The sequence below is a fragment of the Salmonella sp. 3C genome (assembly GCF_025426275.1).
Lineage (GTDB): Bacteria > Pseudomonadota > Gammaproteobacteria > Enterobacterales > Enterobacteriaceae > Salmonella > Salmonella enterica.
Window position 1 is genome coordinate 2279159 of the sequence record NZ_CP104858.1, and the last position, 16952, is coordinate 2296110.

At 53.9% G+C, this 16952-nt stretch carries 16 protein-coding genes; all 16 read left to right on the top strand.

The genetic code is table 11. The features are described from left to right. Positions 1-8 precede the first annotated feature (8 nt). The 16 genes from amiB to N7E69_RS10840 all read left to right on the top strand — a co-directional run bounded on the left by amiB (position 9) and on the right by N7E69_RS10840 (position 16947). The gene (amiB, locus tag N7E69_RS10765; protein ID WP_000640354.1) at positions 9-1331 is read left to right on the top strand and encodes an N-acetylmuramoyl-L-alanine amidase AmiB; all 1323 of its coding nucleotides are present in this window, start codon (positions 9-11) and stop codon (positions 1329-1331) included. Positions 1332-1340: 9 nt separating this feature from the next. After that, complete coding sequence (mutL, locus tag N7E69_RS10770; RefSeq protein WP_001122550.1) at positions 1341-3197, top strand: DNA mismatch repair endonuclease MutL; 1857 nt, start codon at positions 1341-1343, stop codon at positions 3195-3197. Further along, entirely contained in the window at positions 3190-4140 is a 951-nt protein-coding gene (gene miaA, locus N7E69_RS10775) for a tRNA (adenosine(37)-N6)-dimethylallyltransferase MiaA (protein ID WP_001000734.1), read from the top strand. The genes mutL and miaA overlap by 8 nt, the downstream gene beginning before the upstream one ends. A gap of 82 nt (positions 4141-4222) precedes the next feature. Then, positions 4223-4531 carry an RNA chaperone Hfq gene (gene hfq / locus N7E69_RS10780; RefSeq protein WP_001051875.1) on the top strand — a complete coding sequence of 103 codons (309 nt, stop codon included), beginning with the start codon at positions 4223-4225 and terminating at the stop codon, positions 4529-4531. Between the two features lie 71 nt (positions 4532-4602). Beyond that, positions 4603-5883 carry a ribosome rescue GTPase HflX gene (gene hflX / locus N7E69_RS10785; RefSeq protein ID WP_000460340.1) on the top strand — a complete coding sequence of 427 codons (1281 nt, stop codon included), beginning with the start codon at positions 4603-4605 and terminating at the stop codon, positions 5881-5883. A gap of 214 nt (positions 5884-6097) precedes the next feature. Then, on the top strand, positions 6098-7357 hold the full coding sequence (hflK, locus tag N7E69_RS10790) for an FtsH protease activity modulator HflK (protein WP_000312508.1): 1260 nt from the start codon (positions 6098-6100) through the stop codon (positions 7355-7357). A gap of 2 nt (positions 7358-7359) precedes the next feature. Next, a complete protein-coding gene (gene hflC, locus N7E69_RS10795) occupies positions 7360-8364 on the top strand; it encodes a protease modulator HflC (RefSeq protein WP_001232417.1) in 1005 nt (334 codons plus the stop codon). 78 nt (positions 8365-8442) lie between these two features. Continuing rightward, a complete protein-coding gene (locus N7E69_RS10800; protein ID WP_001089290.1) occupies positions 8443-8640 on the top strand; it encodes a DUF2065 domain-containing protein in 198 nt (65 codons plus the stop codon). A gap of 102 nt (positions 8641-8742) precedes the next feature. Beyond that, the gene (gene purA, locus N7E69_RS10805) at positions 8743-10041 is read left to right on the top strand and encodes an adenylosuccinate synthase (RefSeq protein ID WP_000527976.1); all 1299 of its coding nucleotides are present in this window, start codon (positions 8743-8745) and stop codon (positions 10039-10041) included. Positions 10042-10247: 206 nt separating this feature from the next. Next, a complete protein-coding gene (gene nsrR, locus N7E69_RS10810; RefSeq protein ID WP_001177632.1) occupies positions 10248-10673 on the top strand; it encodes a nitric oxide-sensing transcriptional repressor NsrR in 426 nt (141 codons plus the stop codon). Between the two features lie 37 nt (positions 10674-10710). Beyond that, complete coding sequence (gene rnr / locus N7E69_RS10815; protein ID WP_000076361.1) at positions 10711-13149, top strand: ribonuclease R; 2439 nt, start codon at positions 10711-10713, stop codon at positions 13147-13149. 90 nt (positions 13150-13239) lie between these two features. After that, a complete protein-coding gene (gene rlmB, locus N7E69_RS10820; protein ID WP_001293277.1) occupies positions 13240-13971 on the top strand; it encodes a 23S rRNA (guanosine(2251)-2'-O)-methyltransferase RlmB in 732 nt (243 codons plus the stop codon). A gap of 132 nt (positions 13972-14103) precedes the next feature. Next, positions 14104-14508 (top strand): YjfI family protein, encoded by a 405-nt coding sequence (locus N7E69_RS10825; protein ID WP_000312605.1) that lies wholly within the window; start codon positions 14104-14106, stop codon positions 14506-14508. Between the two features lie 14 nt (positions 14509-14522). Beyond that, positions 14523-15221 carry a PspA/IM30 family protein gene (locus N7E69_RS10830; RefSeq protein WP_000511974.1) on the top strand — a complete coding sequence of 233 codons (699 nt, stop codon included), beginning with the start codon at positions 14523-14525 and terminating at the stop codon, positions 15219-15221. Next, on the top strand, positions 15221-16291 hold the full coding sequence (locus N7E69_RS10835; protein WP_000899676.1) for a potassium channel family protein: 1071 nt from the start codon (positions 15221-15223) through the stop codon (positions 16289-16291). The genes N7E69_RS10830 and N7E69_RS10835 overlap by 1 nt, the downstream gene beginning before the upstream one ends. Then, a complete protein-coding gene (locus N7E69_RS10840; protein ID WP_000090288.1) occupies positions 16264-16947 on the top strand; it encodes a YjfK family protein in 684 nt (227 codons plus the stop codon). Before N7E69_RS10835 ends, N7E69_RS10840 begins: the two co-directional genes overlap by 28 nt. The last annotated feature ends 5 nt before the right edge of the window (positions 16948-16952 follow it).

Here is a 16952-nt window from a genome sequence, read left to right on the forward strand (position 1 = left end):
GTGGCGGGATGATTTATCGCATCAAAAATGCCGTAATAGCAGCCTTAATCCTGCTGTGCGCGCAGGCGGGCGCCGCCAGTCTCTCTGATATTCAGGTGTCCAACGGCGAGCAGCAGGCGCGCATTACGCTGAGTTTTATCGGCGAGCCGGAATATGCTTACTCACAGGACGGTAAACGTACCGTGGCGCTGGATATCAGGCAGACCGGCGTGATTCAGGGGCTGCCGCTTCAGTTTAGCGGTAACAATCTGGTAAAAACGATCCGTGCCGGAACGCCGAAAGATGCGCAATCTTTACGGTTGCTTGTCGATCTGACGGAAAATGGTAAAACCGAGGCGGTGAAGCGGCAAAACGGCGGCAACTATACGGTCATTTTCACCATTAATGCCGATGTTCCGCCGCCGCCACCACCGCCTGTCGTCGCGAAACGGGTTGAAAGCGCACCCCGCCCGACGGAGCCTGCCCGTAATCCGTTTAAATCTTCTGATGATCGCCTGACCGGCGTAACCAGCAGCAATACCGTTACGCGGCCTGCGGCGCGCGCGTCGGCAGGCGCTGGCGATAAAGTGGTGATTGCTATTGATGCCGGACATGGAGGCCAGGACCCCGGCGCGATAGGCCCGGGCGGTACGCGCGAGAAAAATGTCACCATCGCTATCGCGCGTAAGTTACGCACATTGCTGAATAACGATCCGATGTTTAAAGGCGTGCTGACGCGTGACGGCGACTATTTTATTTCGGTGATGGGGCGGTCTGACGTGGCGCGTAAGCAAAACGCCAACTTCCTTGTCTCTATTCATGCGGATGCCGCGCCAAATCGTGACGCCACCGGCGCCTCCGTCTGGGTATTGTCCAATCGTCGCGCGAACAGCGAAATGGCAAACTGGCTTGAGCAGCATGAGAAGCAATCCGAACTGTTAGGCGGCGCTGGCGATGTGCTGGCGAACAGTCAGTCAGACCCTTATCTGAGCCAGGCGGTACTGGATTTGCAATTCGGTCATTCGCAGCGGGTAGGGTATGATGTGGCGACGAACGTGCTAAGCCAACTCGACGGCGTGGGGTCGCTGCATAAACGTCGCCCGGAACACGCTAGCCTGGGCGTGTTGCGTTCGCCGGATATCCCGTCCATTTTGGTGGAGACGGGCTTTATCAGTAATCACGGCGAAGAGCGATTGCTGGCGAGCGACCGCTATCAGCAGCAGATTGCTGACGCTATATACCGGGGGTTGCGTAAGTACTTTGCAGCGCATCCGATCCAGTCTGCGCCGCAGGGCGGCCCAGGCCAGACGGCCAGTACCAACCAGCCTGGCGCCATAACCGCCGCGAATTAAGGAGATTTCATGCCGATTCAGGTTCTGCCGCCGCAGCTTGCGAACCAAATCGCCGCTGGCGAAGTGGTGGAACGCCCTGCGTCGGTTGTTAAAGAGCTGGTAGAGAATAGTCTGGATGCAGGCGCCACCCGCGTTGATATCGACATTGAGCGTGGCGGCGCGAAGCTTATTCGTATTCGCGACAATGGCTGCGGCATTAAAAAAGAGGAGCTGGCGCTGGCGCTGGCCCGTCATGCCACCAGTAAAATCGCCTCGCTTGACGATCTGGAAGCGATTATCAGTCTGGGATTTCGCGGCGAAGCGCTGGCGAGTATCAGTTCGGTCTCGCGTTTGACGCTAACGTCGCGCACGGCGGAGCAGGCGGAAGCCTGGCAGGCGTATGCGGAAGGGCGTGACATGGACGTGACGGTAAAACCCGCCGCGCACCCGGTCGGCACCACCCTGGAAGTTCTGGATCTCTTTTACAATACGCCCGCCCGGCGCAAATTCATGCGTACCGAAAAAACGGAATTTAATCATATCGATGAGATCATCCGTCGTATTGCATTGGCCCGTTTTGACGTCACGCTTAACCTGTCGCACAACGGCAAATTGGTACGGCAGTATCGCGCTGTCGCAAAGGACGGGCAAAAAGAGCGCCGGTTAGGCGCCATCTGCGGCACGCCGTTTCTCGAACAGGCACTGGCGATCGAGTGGCAGCATGGCGATCTGACCCTGCGCGGCTGGGTCGCCGATCCGAATCACACCACCACGGCGTTAACGGAGATCCAGTACTGCTATGTGAATGGCCGCATGATGCGCGACCGCTTGATCAACCATGCCATTCGCCAGGCCTGTGAAGATAAGCTGGGCGCGGACCAACAGCCTGCGTTTGTGTTGTATCTGGAGATTGACCCGCATCAGGTGGATGTCAATGTTCATCCCGCCAAGCACGAAGTGCGTTTTCATCAATCCCGGCTGGTGCACGACTTCATCTATCAAGGGGTGCTGAGCGTCCTGCAACAGCAGACGGAAACGACGCTGCCGCTGGAGGAGATTGCGCCAGCGCCGCGGCATGTCCCGGAAAACCGTATCGCCGCCGGGCGCAACCATTTTGCTGTACCCGCCGAGCCAACTGCGGCGCGCGAGCCCGCGACACCGCGTTATTCCGGCGGCGCATCGGGCGGCAACGGCGGGCGTCAGTCCGCGGGTGGTTGGCCGCACGCTCAGCCAGGTTATCAGAAGCAGCAGGGCGAGGTTTATCGCGCGCTTTTACAGACGCCGGCGACGAGCCCCGCGCCGGAGCCGGTTGCGCCTGCGCTTGACGGACATAGCCAGAGTTTTGGTCGCGTACTGACGATAGTCGGCGGTGACTGTGCGTTGCTGGAACACGCGGGGACTATCCAGCTCTTGTCGCTGCCGGTTGCGGAGCGTTGGCTGCGTCAGGCGCAGCTTACACCGGGTCAAAGTCCGGTTTGCGCGCAGCCGTTGCTGATTCCGCTGCGTTTAAAAGTGAGCGCCGATGAAAAAGCCGCGCTGCAAAAAGCCCAATCTTTGTTGGGAGAATTGGGTATTGAATTTCAGTCAGATGCGCAGCATGTGACCATTCGGGCAGTGCCTTTACCCTTACGACAACAAAATTTACAAATCTTGATTCCTGAACTGATAGGCTACCTGGCGCAACAGACCACATTTGCAACGGTCAATATTGCACAATGGATAGCGCGTAATGTGCAGAGCGAACATCCGCAGTGGTCGATGGCGCAGGCCATATCGCTGCTGGCGGATGTTGAGCGGCTATGTCCGCAGCTGGTAAAAGCGCCGCCGGGTGGCCTGTTACAACCTGTTGATTTACATTCGGCGATGAACGCCCTGAAGCATGAATGATGTAAGCAAGGCGAGCCTGCCTAAGGCGATATTTTTGATGGGGCCGACGGCCTCCGGCAAAACGGCGCTGGCGATAGAACTGCGTAAAGTTTTGCCAGTAGAGTTGATAAGCGTTGATTCCGCCCTCATTTATCGGGGAATGGATATTGGCACGGCTAAGCCGAATGCCGATGAGCTGAAAGCGGCGCCGCATCGACTGCTGGATATACGCGACCCGTCGCAGGCGTATTCGGCGGCGGATTTTCGCCGCGACGCGTTAGCGCAAATGGCGGAGATCACCGCTGCGGGGCGTATCCCGCTGTTAGTGGGCGGTACCATGCTGTATTTTAAGGCATTGCTGGAAGGGTTATCGCCGCTGCCTTCAGCAGATCCGGAAGTCAGATCCCGGATAGAGCAGCAAGCAGCGGAGCTTGGATGGGAGGCGTTGCATCAGCAACTTCAGGAGATAGATCCGGTTGCCGCCGCGCGAATTCATCCAAATGATCCGCAAAGACTTTCCCGGGCACTGGAAGTTTTTTTCATTTCGGGTAAAACTTTAACGGAGCTAACGCAAACGTCAGGAGACGCGCTACCGTACCAGGTGCATCAGTTCGCTATCGCCCCGGCGAGCCGTGAACTGCTCCATCAGCGCATTGAACTGCGTTTTCATCAGATGTTGGCTTCAGGTTTTGAAGCAGAAGTCCGGGCGCTTTTTGCCCGAGGAGATTTGCATACGGACTTGCCTTCCATCCGTTGTGTGGGATACCGCCAGATGTGGTCATACATTGAGGGCGAAATCTCATATGATGAAATGGTTTATAGAGGTGTTTGCGCCACGAGACAGTTGGCGAAGCGCCAGATGACCTGGTTGCGCGGTTGGGAGGGGGTGCGCTGGCTTGACAGTGAGAATCCCGATCGGGCGCGAAAAGAAGTATTACAGGTTGTTGGTGCTATCGCAGACTGAATGTGTACAATTGAGACGTATCGTGCGCAATTTTTCAGAATCGAAAGGTTCAAAGTACAAATAAGCATATAAGGAAAAGAGAATGGCTAAGGGGCAATCTTTACAAGATCCGTTCCTGAACGCATTGCGTCGGGAACGTGTTCCAGTTTCTATTTATTTGGTGAATGGTATTAAGCTGCAAGGTCAAATCGAGTCCTTTGATCAGTTCGTGATCCTGTTGAAGAACACGGTCAGCCAGATGGTTTATAAGCACGCGATTTCTACTGTTGTCCCGTCTCGCCCGGTTTCCCATCACAGCAACAATGCCGGTGGCGGCGCCAGCAATAACTACCATCACGGTAGCAACGCGCAGGGTTCTACTGCGCAACAGGACAGCGAAGAGACTGAATAAGTTCACGCGCTGTTTATCCATGTCGGGGGCGTCGGATAATCGCCCCCGCTGGTTATTAAGAGGGTTTACGCTTGTTTGACCGTTATGATGCCGGTGAGCAGGCGGTACTGGTACACATCTATTTTTCGCAAGACAAAGATATGGAAGACCTCCAGGAGTTTGAATCTCTGGTCTCTTCCGCCGGTGTCGAAGCAATGCAGGTGATTACCGGTAGCCGTAAAGCACCGCACCCGAAGTACTTTGTAGGTGAAGGTAAGGCAGTTGAAATTGCGGAAGCCGTGAAAGCGACTGGCGCAGCGGTCGTATTGTTTGATCATGCATTGAGTCCAGCCCAGGAGCGAAACCTGGAGCGTTTGTGCGAGTGCCGGGTTATCGATCGCACCGGTCTTATCTTAGATATTTTTGCCCAACGTGCGCGTACCCATGAAGGTAAGTTGCAGGTTGAGCTGGCGCAGCTACGCCATCTGGCTACGCGTCTGGTGCGTGGCTGGACCCACCTTGAACGTCAGAAAGGCGGGATTGGTTTGCGCGGTCCGGGTGAAACCCAGCTCGAAACCGACCGTCGTTTACTGCGTAATCGCATTGTGCAGATTCAGTCGCGCCTGGAGAAAGTTGAGAAGCAACGTGAGCAGGGGCGGCAGTCGCGCATCAAGGCCGACGTTCCGACGGTATCGCTGGTGGGCTATACCAACGCCGGAAAATCCACCCTTTTTAATCAGATCACTGAAGCGCGGGTCTATGCGGCAGATCAGCTATTTGCGACGCTGGACCCGACCTTACGTCGTATTGATGTAGCGGATGTCGGTGAAACCGTTCTGGCGGATACGGTAGGCTTTATCCGCCATTTACCGCACGATCTGGTGGCTGCCTTTAAAGCTACCCTGCAAGAGACGCGTCAGGCGACGCTGCTGCTGCATGTGGTCGATGCGGCGGATGTTCGTGTGCAGGAAAACATCGAGGCGGTAAACACCGTTCTTGAAGAGATTGATGCTCACGAAATCCCCACCTTAATGGTGATGAACAAAATCGATATGCTGGACGACTTTGAACCGCGTATCGACAGAGATGAAGAGAATAAACCCATCCGCGTTTGGCTTTCAGCGCGAAGCGGCGTGGGAATACCACAGCTTTTTCAGGCTTTGACGGAGCGTCTTTCCGGCGAGGTGGCGCAGCATACGCTGCGTTTGCCGCCGCAGGAAGGGCGTCTGAGAAGCCGGTTTTATCAGCTTCAGGCAATAGAAAAAGAGTGGATGGAGGAAGACGGTAGCGTCAGTCTGCAGGTACGAATGCCGATTGTCGACTGGCGTCGCCTCTGTAAACAAGAACCGGCGTTGATCGAATACGTGATCTAGACGCGAAGTCATTCAGGTCGTATTGAAGCGGTAGCTGAGAGAATTTCAGGAGCTCACAACGAAGTGACCTGGGGTAAAAAAGCCGCCACTCAGGACGTAGCCTGAAAGATGATGTCTGTAACGGCGGTTCGTCTGAAGCATGGAGTAATTTCGCCTTATCCTCTGAGGTCGAAAGACAACGGGGATCACCGCATAACAAATATGGAGCACAAACATGGCGTGGAATCAGCCCGGTAATAACGGACAGGACCGCGACCCGTGGGGAAGCAGCAAACCTGGCAGCAACTCTGGGGGAAATGGAAACAAAGGTGGCCGCGATCAGGGACCTCCCGATCTGGATGATATCTTCCGTAAGCTGAGTAAAAAACTCGGTGGTTTTGGGGGCGGTAAAGGCACCGGTTCCGGCGGCGGTAGCTCATCGCAAGGCCCGCGTCCGCAACTGGGAGGCCGTATTGTCGCCATCGCCGCGGCGGCAGTAGTCATTATCTGGGCGGCCAGTGGTTTTTATACCATTAAAGAAGCCGAGCGCGGCGTTGTGACGCGTTTTGGTAAATTCAGCCATCTGGTAGAGCCAGGTCTGAACTGGAAGCCGACATTTATTGACGACGTCACGCCGGTGAACGTTGAAGCGGTGCGCGAACTGGCGGCGTCAGGCGTGATGCTGACGTCTGATGAAAACGTCGTGCGCGTTGAAATGAACGTGCAATACCGCGTCACCGATCCGCAGAAATATCTGTTTAGCGTGACCAGCCCGGACGATAGCCTGCGTCAGGCCACCGACAGCGCGCTGCGTGGCGTCATTGGTAAATACACGATGGATCGCATCCTGACCGAAGGCCGTACCGTTATTCGTAGCGATACCCAACGCGAGCTGGAAGAGACTATCAAACCGTACAACATGGGGATTACCCTGCTGGACGTGAACTTCCAGGCTGCGCGTCCGCCGGAAGAGGTGAAAGCCGCCTTTGACGACGCGATTGCCGCACGTGAAAACGAGCAGCAGTACATTCGTGAAGCGGAAGCGTATACCAACGAAGTTCAGCCGCGCGCCAACGGTCAGGCGCAGCGTATTCTGGAAGAGGCACGCGCCTATAAAACCCAGACTATCTTGGAAGCGCAGGGTGAAGTCGCCCGGTTTGCGAAGATTTTGCCGGAATATAAAGCCGCGCCGCAGATTACACGCGAGCGTCTGTATATTGAAACGATGGAAAAAGTGCTGAGCCATACCCGTAAAGTACTGGTTAACGACAAGAGCGGTAATTTAATGGTGCTGCCGTTAGATCAGATGCTGAAAGGCGGGAATGTGCCGGCGGCAAAGAGCGACAATAGCGCCAGCAACCTGCTGCGCCTGCCGCCGTCCACAAAGTCTAACGCCAGCGGAGCAAGCAACACGTCGTCCTCAAATCAGGGCGATATTATGGACCAACGCCGCGCGAATGCGCAGCGTAACGACTACCAGCGTCAGGGGGAATAACGATGCGTAAGTCAGTTATTGCGATTATCATCATCGTGCTGGTAGTGCTCTACATGTCCGTCTTTGTGGTCAAAGAGGGCGAGCGCGGCATTACGCTGCGTTTTGGTAAAGTTCTGCGTGACGATGAGAACAAACCGCTGGTTTACGCGCCGGGTCTGCACTTTAAGATCCCGTTTATTGAATCAGTGAAAATGCTTGATGCGCGTATCCAGACGATGGATAACCAGGCCGATCGCTTTGTGACTAAAGAGAAGAAAGACCTGATTGTCGACTCCTACATCAAATGGCGTATCAGCGACTTTAGCCGTTACTATCTGGCGACCGGCGGCGGCGATATTTCGCAAGCCGAAGTGCTGTTAAAACGTAAGTTCTCGGACCGTTTGCGTTCTGAGATTGGTCGCCTGGACGTAAAAGACATCGTGACCGATTCTCGTGGTCGTCTGACTCTGGAGGTGCGCGACGCGCTGAACTCCGGTTCAGCCGGTACCGATGATGAAGTAGCGACCCCGGCGGCGGATGATGCGATTGCCGAAGCGGCGGAACGCGTCACGGCGGAAACCAAAGGTAAAGTACCGGTCATCAACCCGAACAGTATGGCGGCGTTGGGTATCGAAGTGGTCGATGTGCGTATTAAGCAAATCAACCTGCCGACCGAGGTTTCTGAGGCGATTTACAACCGTATGCGCGCCGAGCGTGAAGCGGTCGCGCGTCGTCATCGTTCACAAGGTCAGGAAGAAGCGGAAAAACTGCGTGCGGCTGCTGACTATGAGGTGACGAAAACTCTGGCGGAAGCCGAGCGTCAGGGGCGTATCATGCGTGGTGAAGGTGATGCTGAAGCCGCGAAGCTGTTTGCCGACGCGTTCAGCCAGGACCCTGATTTCTACGCGTTCATTCGTAGTCTGCGCGCTTACGAGAAGAGCTTCGAAGGTAATCAGGACGTGATGGTACTGAGCCCGGACAGCGATTTCTTCCGCTACATGAAGACACCGAGTTCGACGACACGCTAAAATAGCGTCAGCGGTTTTAGACCAGCAAAACCACCGCATCCAAAGGATGCCGGTGGTTTTCTTTTATAAGGGCGATAAATGAATTCAACAATCTGGTTGGCGCTTGCTCTGGTATTAGTCCTCGAAGGGCTGGGACCGATGCTGTATCCCGGCGCATGGAAAAAAATGGTTTCGGCACTGGCGCAACTGCCGGAAAATGTTTTACGCCGTTTTGGCGGCGGACTTGTGGTTGCGGGAGTTGTGGTCTACTACATGTTGAGGAAAACGATTGGCTGAACAAAAAGTGGTCGGATTTGCCGCAGATTGAGTGCAAAAAGTGCTGTATATCTGAAAAAGCGATGGTAGAATCCATTTTTAAGCAAACGGTGATTTTGAAAAATGGGTAACAACGTCGTCGTACTGGGCACCCAATGGGGTGACGAAGGTAAAGGAAAGATCGTCGATCTTCTGACTGAACGGGCTAAATATGTTGTACGCTACCAGGGCGGTCACAACGCAGGCCATACTCTCGTAATCAACGGTGAAAAAACCGTTCTCCATCTTATTCCATCAGGTATTCTTCGCGAGAATGTAACCAGCATCATCGGTAACGGTGTTGTGCTGTCTCCGAGCGCGCTGATGAAAGAGATGAAAGAACTGGAAGACCGTGGCATCCCCGTTCGTGAGCGTCTGCTGCTGTCTGAAGCCTGTCCGCTGATCCTTGATTATCACGTTGCGCTGGATAACGCGCGTGAGAAAGCGCGTGGCGCGAAAGCGATCGGCACCACCGGGCGTGGAATCGGGCCTGCTTATGAAGATAAAGTGGCACGTCGCGGTCTGCGTGTTGGTGACCTTTTCGACAAAGAAACCTTCGCTGAAAAACTGAAAGAAGTGATGGAATATCACAACTTCCAGTTGGTTAACTACTACAAAGTTGAAGCGGTTGATTACCAGAAAGTTCTGGATGATACGATGGCTGTTGCCGACATCCTGACTTCTATGGTTGTTGACGTTTCAGACCTGCTCGACCAGGCGCGTCAGCGTGGCGATTTCGTCATGTTTGAAGGTGCGCAGGGTACCCTGCTGGATATCGACCACGGTACTTATCCGTACGTAACTTCTTCTAACACCACTGCAGGTGGCGTGGCGACCGGTTCCGGCCTGGGCCCGCGTTATGTTGATTACGTTCTGGGTATCCTCAAAGCTTACTCCACTCGTGTAGGTGCAGGTCCGTTCCCGACCGAACTGTTTGATGAAACCGGCGAGTTCCTCTGCAAGCAGGGTAACGAATACGGCGCCACTACCGGCCGTCGTCGTCGTACCGGCTGGCTGGACACCGTTGCCGTTCGTCGTGCGGTACAGCTGAACTCCCTGTCTGGCTTCTGCCTGACCAAACTGGACGTGCTGGATGGCCTGAAAGAGGTGAAACTCTGCGTGGCTTATCGTATGCCGGATGGTCGCGAAGTGACTACCACTCCGCTGGCAGCTGACGACTGGAAAGGTGTAGAGCCGATTTACGAAACCATGCCGGGCTGGTCTGAATCCACCTTCGGCGTGAAAGATCGTAGCGGCCTGCCGCAGGCGGCGCTGAACTACATCAAACGTATCGAAGAACTGACCGGCGTGCCGATTGATATTATTTCTACCGGCCCCGATCGTACTGAGACGATGATTCTGCGCGACCCGTTCGACGCGTAAATCTGGTACGCCTGGCAGATATTTTGCTTGCCGGGCTAACAGTGTGATACATTGCTGTGTCGGGTAAGCCATTACGCTATCCGACACAGTGTTAAATCCTCGCTTTTTTCCTTCCCCGAACTGAAATAAATTAGCGACACAGCTTGTGGCTGGTTTATCATCAATATAAATGTATTTTTCCCGTTTTCCCTTTTCCTGAGGTTGATGTGCAGTTAACGAGTTTCACCGATTACGGCTTACGTGCGCTAATCTATATGGCGTCGTTACCAGATGGACGAATGACCAGCATTTCTGAGGTGACAGAAGTCTACGGCGTGTCCCGTAATCATATGGTCAAAATTATCAATCAGCTTAGCCGGGCGGGCTTTGTCACCGCCGTTCGGGGAAAAAATGGCGGTATCCGCCTGGGTAAACCGGCTAATACTATTTGTATTGGCGATGTGGTGCGTGAGCTGGAACCCTTATCACTGGTCAACTGTAGCAGCGAATTTTGCCACATCACCCCTGCCTGTCGTCTGAAACAGGCGCTTTCTAAGGCCGTGCAGAGTTTTCTCAAGGAGCTGGATAACTACACGCTTGCCGATTTGGTTGAAGAGAATCAACCGCTTTATAAATTATTACTGGTGGAGTGAAGTAAACTTCATTAGAGATGACAATGGAGGAACCTCAATGTCACAAGATCCTTTCCAGGAACGCGAAGCAGAAAAATACGCGAATCCTATCCCGAGCCGGGAATTTATCCTCGAACATTTAACGAAACGTGAAAAACCGGCCAGTCGCGAAGAACTGGCCGTAGAACTGAATATTGAAGGCGAAGAGCAGCTTGAAGCCTTGCGTCGCCGCCTGCGCGCGATGGAGCGCGATGGACAACTGGTCTTTACTCGCCGCCAGTGCTATGCGCTGCCGGAACGCCTCGACCTGCTGAAAGGCACCGTGATCGGTCATCGTGATGGTTACGGTTTCTTACGTGTCGAAGGCCGCAAAGACGATCTGTATCTTTCCAGCGAGCAGATGAAAACCTGTATTCATGGCGATCAGGTGCTGGCGCAGCCGCTGGGCGCCGATCGTAAAGGTCGCCGCGAAGCGCGTATCGTCCGTGTACTGGTACCGAAAACCAGTCAGATAGTCGGGCGTTATTTCACCGATGCGGGCGTCGGCTTTGTGGTGCCGGACGACAGCCGTCTCAGCTTCGACATTCTTATCCCGCCAGAAGACGTCATGGGCGCGCGGATGGGGTTCGTGGTCGTGGTTGAACTGACCCAACGTCCAACTCGCCGTACTAAAGCGGTAGGGAAAATCGTCGAAGTGCTGGGCGACAATATGGGCACCGGTATGGCGGTTGATATGGCGCTGCGTACCCATGAAATACCCTACATCTGGCCGCAGGCGGTAGAGCAGCAGGTCACCGGGCTGAAAGAAGAGGTGCCGGAAGAGGCGAAAGTCGGTCGTGTCGATCTGCGCGATTTGCCGCTGGTCACTATTGATGGCGAAGATGCCCGTGACTTTGACGACGCGGTTTACTGTGAGAAAAAACGCGGCGGCGGCTGGCGTTTGTGGGTCGCTATTGCTGACGTGAGCTATTATGTACGGCCGCCAACGCCGTTGGATCGCGAGGCGCGCAATCGCGGCACGTCGGTTTACTTCCCGTCACAGGTTGTCCCAATGTTGCCGGAGGTGCTCTCCAACGGTCTGTGTTCGCTAAACCCGCAGGTTGACAGGCTGTGTATGGTCTGTGAAATGACCATCTCGGCGAAAGGTCGGCTGACCGGCTACAAATTCTATGAAGCGGTGATGAGCTCCCATGCGCGTCTGACCTATACCAAAGTCTGGCATATGCTGCAGGGCGATCAGGATCTGCGTGAACAATATGCGCCGCTGGTGAAGCATATTGAAGAGCTGCACAACCTCTACAAAGTGCTGGATAAAGCGCGTGAAGAGCGCGGGGGGATCTCGTTTGAGAGCGAAGAGGCGAAGTTTATCTTTAACGCCGATCGTCGCATTGAGCGTATCGAACAGACCCAGCGTAATGACGCGCATAAGCTTATCGAAGAGTGCATGATCATGGCGAATATCTCGGCGGCGCGCTTTGTCGAAAAAGCTAAAGAGCCGGCGCTATTCCGTATTCATGATAAGCCCACCACCGAAGCGATCACCTCATTCCGCTCCGTACTGGCGGAGCTGGGGTTGGAGCTGCCGGGCGGAAATAAACCGGAACCGCGCGATTATGCCGAACTGCTTGAATCGATTGCCGACCGGCCGGACGCCGAAATGCTGCAAACTATGCTGCTGCGTTCAATGAAGCAGGCGATTTACGATCCGGAAAACCGCGGGCACTTTGGCCTGGCGTTGCAGTCTTATGCGCACTTTACCTCGCCGATTCGCCGCTATCCGGATCTTTCTTTGCACCGCGCCATTAAGTACCTGCTGGCTAAAGAGCAAGGGAACAAGGGCAACACCACAGAAACGGGCGGTTATCACTACTCGATGGAAGAGATGTTGCAGCTCGGCCAGCACTGTTCGATGGCGGAACGCCGCGCTGATGAAGCGACGCGTGATGTCTCCGACTGGCTGAAATGTGACTTTATGCTGGATCAGGTAGGCAACGTCTTTAAGGGCGTGATTGCCAGCGTCACCGGTTTCGGCTTCTTTGTCCGTCTTGATGAACTGTTTATCGATGGGCTGGTACACGTTTCCTCACTGGATAACGATTACTATCGCTTCGATCAGGTAGGGCAACGCCTGATTGGCGAGTCCGGCGGGCAGACATATCGCCTGGGCGACCGGGTCGAGGTACGCGTCGAAGCGGTGAATATGGACGAACGGAAAATTGACTTTAGCCTGATCTCCAGCGAGCGCGCACCGCGTAACGTCGGCAAAACGGCGCGTGAAAAAGCGAAAAAAGGTGAAAGTAAAAACGCCGGTAAACGTCGTCAGGTAGGTAAAAAAGTTAACTTCGAGCCTGATAGCGCCTTCCGCGGCGAGAAAAAAGCGAAGCCGAAAGCAGCGAAGAAAGACGCGAGAAAAGCAAAAAAGCCATCGGCTAAAACGCAGAAAATAGCCGCAGCGACCAAAGCGAAGCGTGCGGCGAAGAAAAAAGCGGCAGAGTGAGCAATACCCTCTTCAAACAGAAGAGGGTGAATTATCTGTAGGCCGGGCAAGCGTAGCGCCCCCGGCAAAACGTAAACAACGAGTACATTAATGAGCGAAATGATTTACGGCATCCACGCAGTGCAGGCCCTGCTGGAGCGCGCCCCTGAACGTTTTCAGGAAGTCTTTATTTTAAAAGGCCGTGAAGATAAACGTCTGTTGCCGCTGATTCACGCCCTTGAGTCCCAGGGCGTTGTTATCCAGCTGGCAAACCGCCAATATCTCGACGAGAAAAGCGACGGTGCCGTGCATCAGGGTATTATCGCTCGCGTGAAACCAGGCCGGCAGTATCAGGAAAACGATCTGCCGGATCTGATCGCATTACACGAACGCCCCTTTTTGTTGATCCTCGATGGCGTCACCGATCCGCATAATCTTGGCGCCTGTCTGCGCAGCGCCGATGCCGCTGGCGTACATGCGGTAATCGTGCCGAAAGACCGCTCCGCGCAACTTAACGCGACGGCGAAGAAAGTCGCCTGCGGCGCAGCGGAAAGCGTGCCGTTGATCCGCGTCACCAACCTGGCGCGCACGATGCGCATGTTGCAGGAAGAGAATATCTGGATTGTCGGGACGGCGGGCGAGGCTGACCATACGCTGTATCAGAGCAAAATGCCTGGCCGCATGGCGCTGGTCATGGGCGCAGAAGGTGAAGGTATGCGTCGTCTGACCCGTGAGCACTGCGATGAGCTGATCAGCATTCCTATGGCTGGTAGCGTGTCGTCGCTGAATGTCTCTGTGGCGACCGGGATTTGTCTGTTTGAAGCCGTTCGCCAGCGAACCTGACGCTAATAGTATTTTTTAAGAAAATAACCATCCATAATCGGATGGTTTTTTTTTATCTTTGGCTGGTAATATAAAAAGCAAAACCTACCCTGTAACTCCCTTTATTTATAAAAAAGAGATAGAGATAATAATATGGCATGGACTCCACGGACGCTGGCGGATGCGTTAAACAACATCGCCGAATTAGATATTGATATAGAAAATAATGAGTCTTCATTAATAATAAAAATGAATGATTATGGCGATTTACCACTGGCGGTTTTATTTACCTCGCAACAAATAGTTATCGAGACTTATATCTGTCCGGTAAATACGATTAGAGATACCGCGGAATTTAATCTTTTCTTACTGAGAAATCAGAAGGTTTTACCGCTGTCTTCGGTCGGTATTACTCAGGTAAAACAGGAGGAATATTATGTTGCTTTTGGCGCGCTGTCGTTAAATTCGTCGCTTGCCGACGTGACGCTGGAAATCACCACGCTTGTAGAAAATGCGTTGGATATCGCTGAAATAACACAAGTCTATTCACAGGAATAATACAGGCGGCTTACATGGGAATTTTAAAAAGTTTGTTCACGTTAGGTAAATCATTCGTTGCTCAGGCAGAAGACGCCATTGATGAAGCGCAGGGTGTACGTATGCTGGAGCAGCATATTCGCGACGCAAAAGCCGAGCTGGATAAAGCGGGTAAATCCAGAGTGGATTTATTGGCGCGGGTGAAGTTAAGCCATGACAAGCTGAATGATTTACGTGAGCGTAAAGCCAGCCTTGAAACACGGGCGTTGGCGGCAATGAGTAAGAATGTCGACGCCGCTTTACTCAACGAAGTGGCGGAAGAAATAGCCCGTCTGGAAAATGCCATTCTTGCCGAAGAACAGGTGCTGACTAATCTGGAAGCCTCTCGCGATGCGGTGGAGAAGGCCGTAACGGCGACAGGCCAGCGGATTGCGCAGTTTGAGCAGCAACTTGAAGTGGTTAAGGCGACAGAAGCCATGCAGCGCGCGCAGCAGGCGGTGACGACCTCGACCGTCGGAGCCGCGTCGAATGTGTCTACGGCGGCGGAGTCGCTTAAACGTTTACAAACGCGTCAGGCTGAACGCCAGGCCCGGCTGGATGCCGCCGCGCAGCTGGAAAAAGTCGCCGATGGACGCGACCTGGATGAAAAACTGGCGCAGGCGGGTATTGGCGCAACCAATAAAAGCAATGCTCAGGATGTGTTGGCGCGTTTACAGCGTCAACAAGGCGAATAATGCTCTTTACGTGGATTGTCAAAACCTGCCAGCGTCATTTGTCCAGACTGACCTGGCCCGCTTTGCTGGGCCTGTTTATCGGGCAGTATCTGCTTTGTTATCTGGTGCTGCGCCTGTTGCGCGAAAGCGCGTTGGTGAGCCAGTTAAGCGATTTTATCTATTACTGCTCGGTGGTGGGTTCCACATTAGGTTTTGGCGATCTTAGCCCGCAGACGGCGCCAGGACGTCTGTTCACCGCGCTGTGGCAAATTCCGGTTAGCGTCGGGTTGTTCGGCGCGTTAATGGGAAAAGTGATTGCGCAGGTACAGGGAATGTTAGCGAAAGGAATAACGGGCATGGGCGATTATCGCCATTTACACCATCATATGCTGGTGATTGGCTGGCGGGGTCATCAAACCGAAAAGATGATCTCATTGCTGCTATATGACAAGCGGCGTGCCTTTGAACGGGTTCTGCTGTGCGAACTGGAAGATATTCAGCATCCGCTGCCGGGTAATAACTGGGTGGATTTTATCCGCATCAGCAACTTTAACGATCCGCAGGAACACCAGCGCATGGGGCTGGAGCAGTGCCAGAGCGTGATTATTTTCGCTCGTACCGATGAGCAGACCTTCACGGCGGCGCTCTCGCTGGCAGACTATGTACCCGCGCAGTGCCATATTGTGGTTTATCTGGAAGACGAGCGTTATGCCGGATTACTGGAAACCCACTGCCCGCGCATGGAGATAGTCCGTAACCTTTCCGCTGAACAACTTTCCCGTTCCATTCAGGACCCAGGATCATCGCAATCTGTCGCTTCCATTATGAATCCGATGCTGGGCGATACCGGATTCGCGCTGTCTGTCCCGGCTTCTGTCGCGCCTATGCGATACGGCGCGCTAATGCGTTATATGAAGCTTCATCATGACGCGACGGTGCTGGGGATCAGTCACTGCAAGAATGGTCGTGGTATGGAATTGAATCCGGTGATTTCAACTGAAGTCAGAGGCGGTATGTGGCTACATCTGGTCGGTAATAATCGCATTCTGGCTGAAGAGGTCGCATGGCAAGAGATAGAGGTTCCCCTATGATGCAATTTTTTCAGCGTTTGCTCGGTAAAACAAGCGCGCCAGCGCCGATTCGCGGACCATTAGGATTACATCTTAACGCCGGTTTCACGCTGGATACGCTGGCATTTCGGCTACTGGAGTCGTCGTTGCTGGTGGCGCTACCGGGTGAAAAATACACTGTCGCGGCAGCGAGTCGCATAGATTTAGGCGGCGGCAGTCAGATTTTTCGCTACTACACCTCTGGCGATGAGTTTCTACAAATTAACACCACTGGCGGCACGGATGTTGACGACATTGATGACATCAAACTTTTTGTATATGAGGAAAGTTTCGGTATTAACGAGGAACGTCACTGGCGTTCAGCCATTGCGCCAGCGGCAATAGGGCCGATGACGCTCAACTGGCAAGAACGGCGCTGGCAGCGCTTTTTTAACCATGAAGAGCCGGGCAATATTGAACCTGTCTACATGCTGGAAAAGGTTGAAAATCAGCAGGCAGAGAAATGGGACGTTCACAATTTTACGATGGGCTTCCAGCGCCAGGTGACGGATGACGCCTGGGAGTATCTTCTATTGAACGGGGAAGAATCATTTAATGAGTGCGGTGAGCCTGAATGGGTGTTTTCACGCGCCCTCGGCGTGGATATCCCGCTCACTTCACTGACGGTTATTGGTTAAGCACA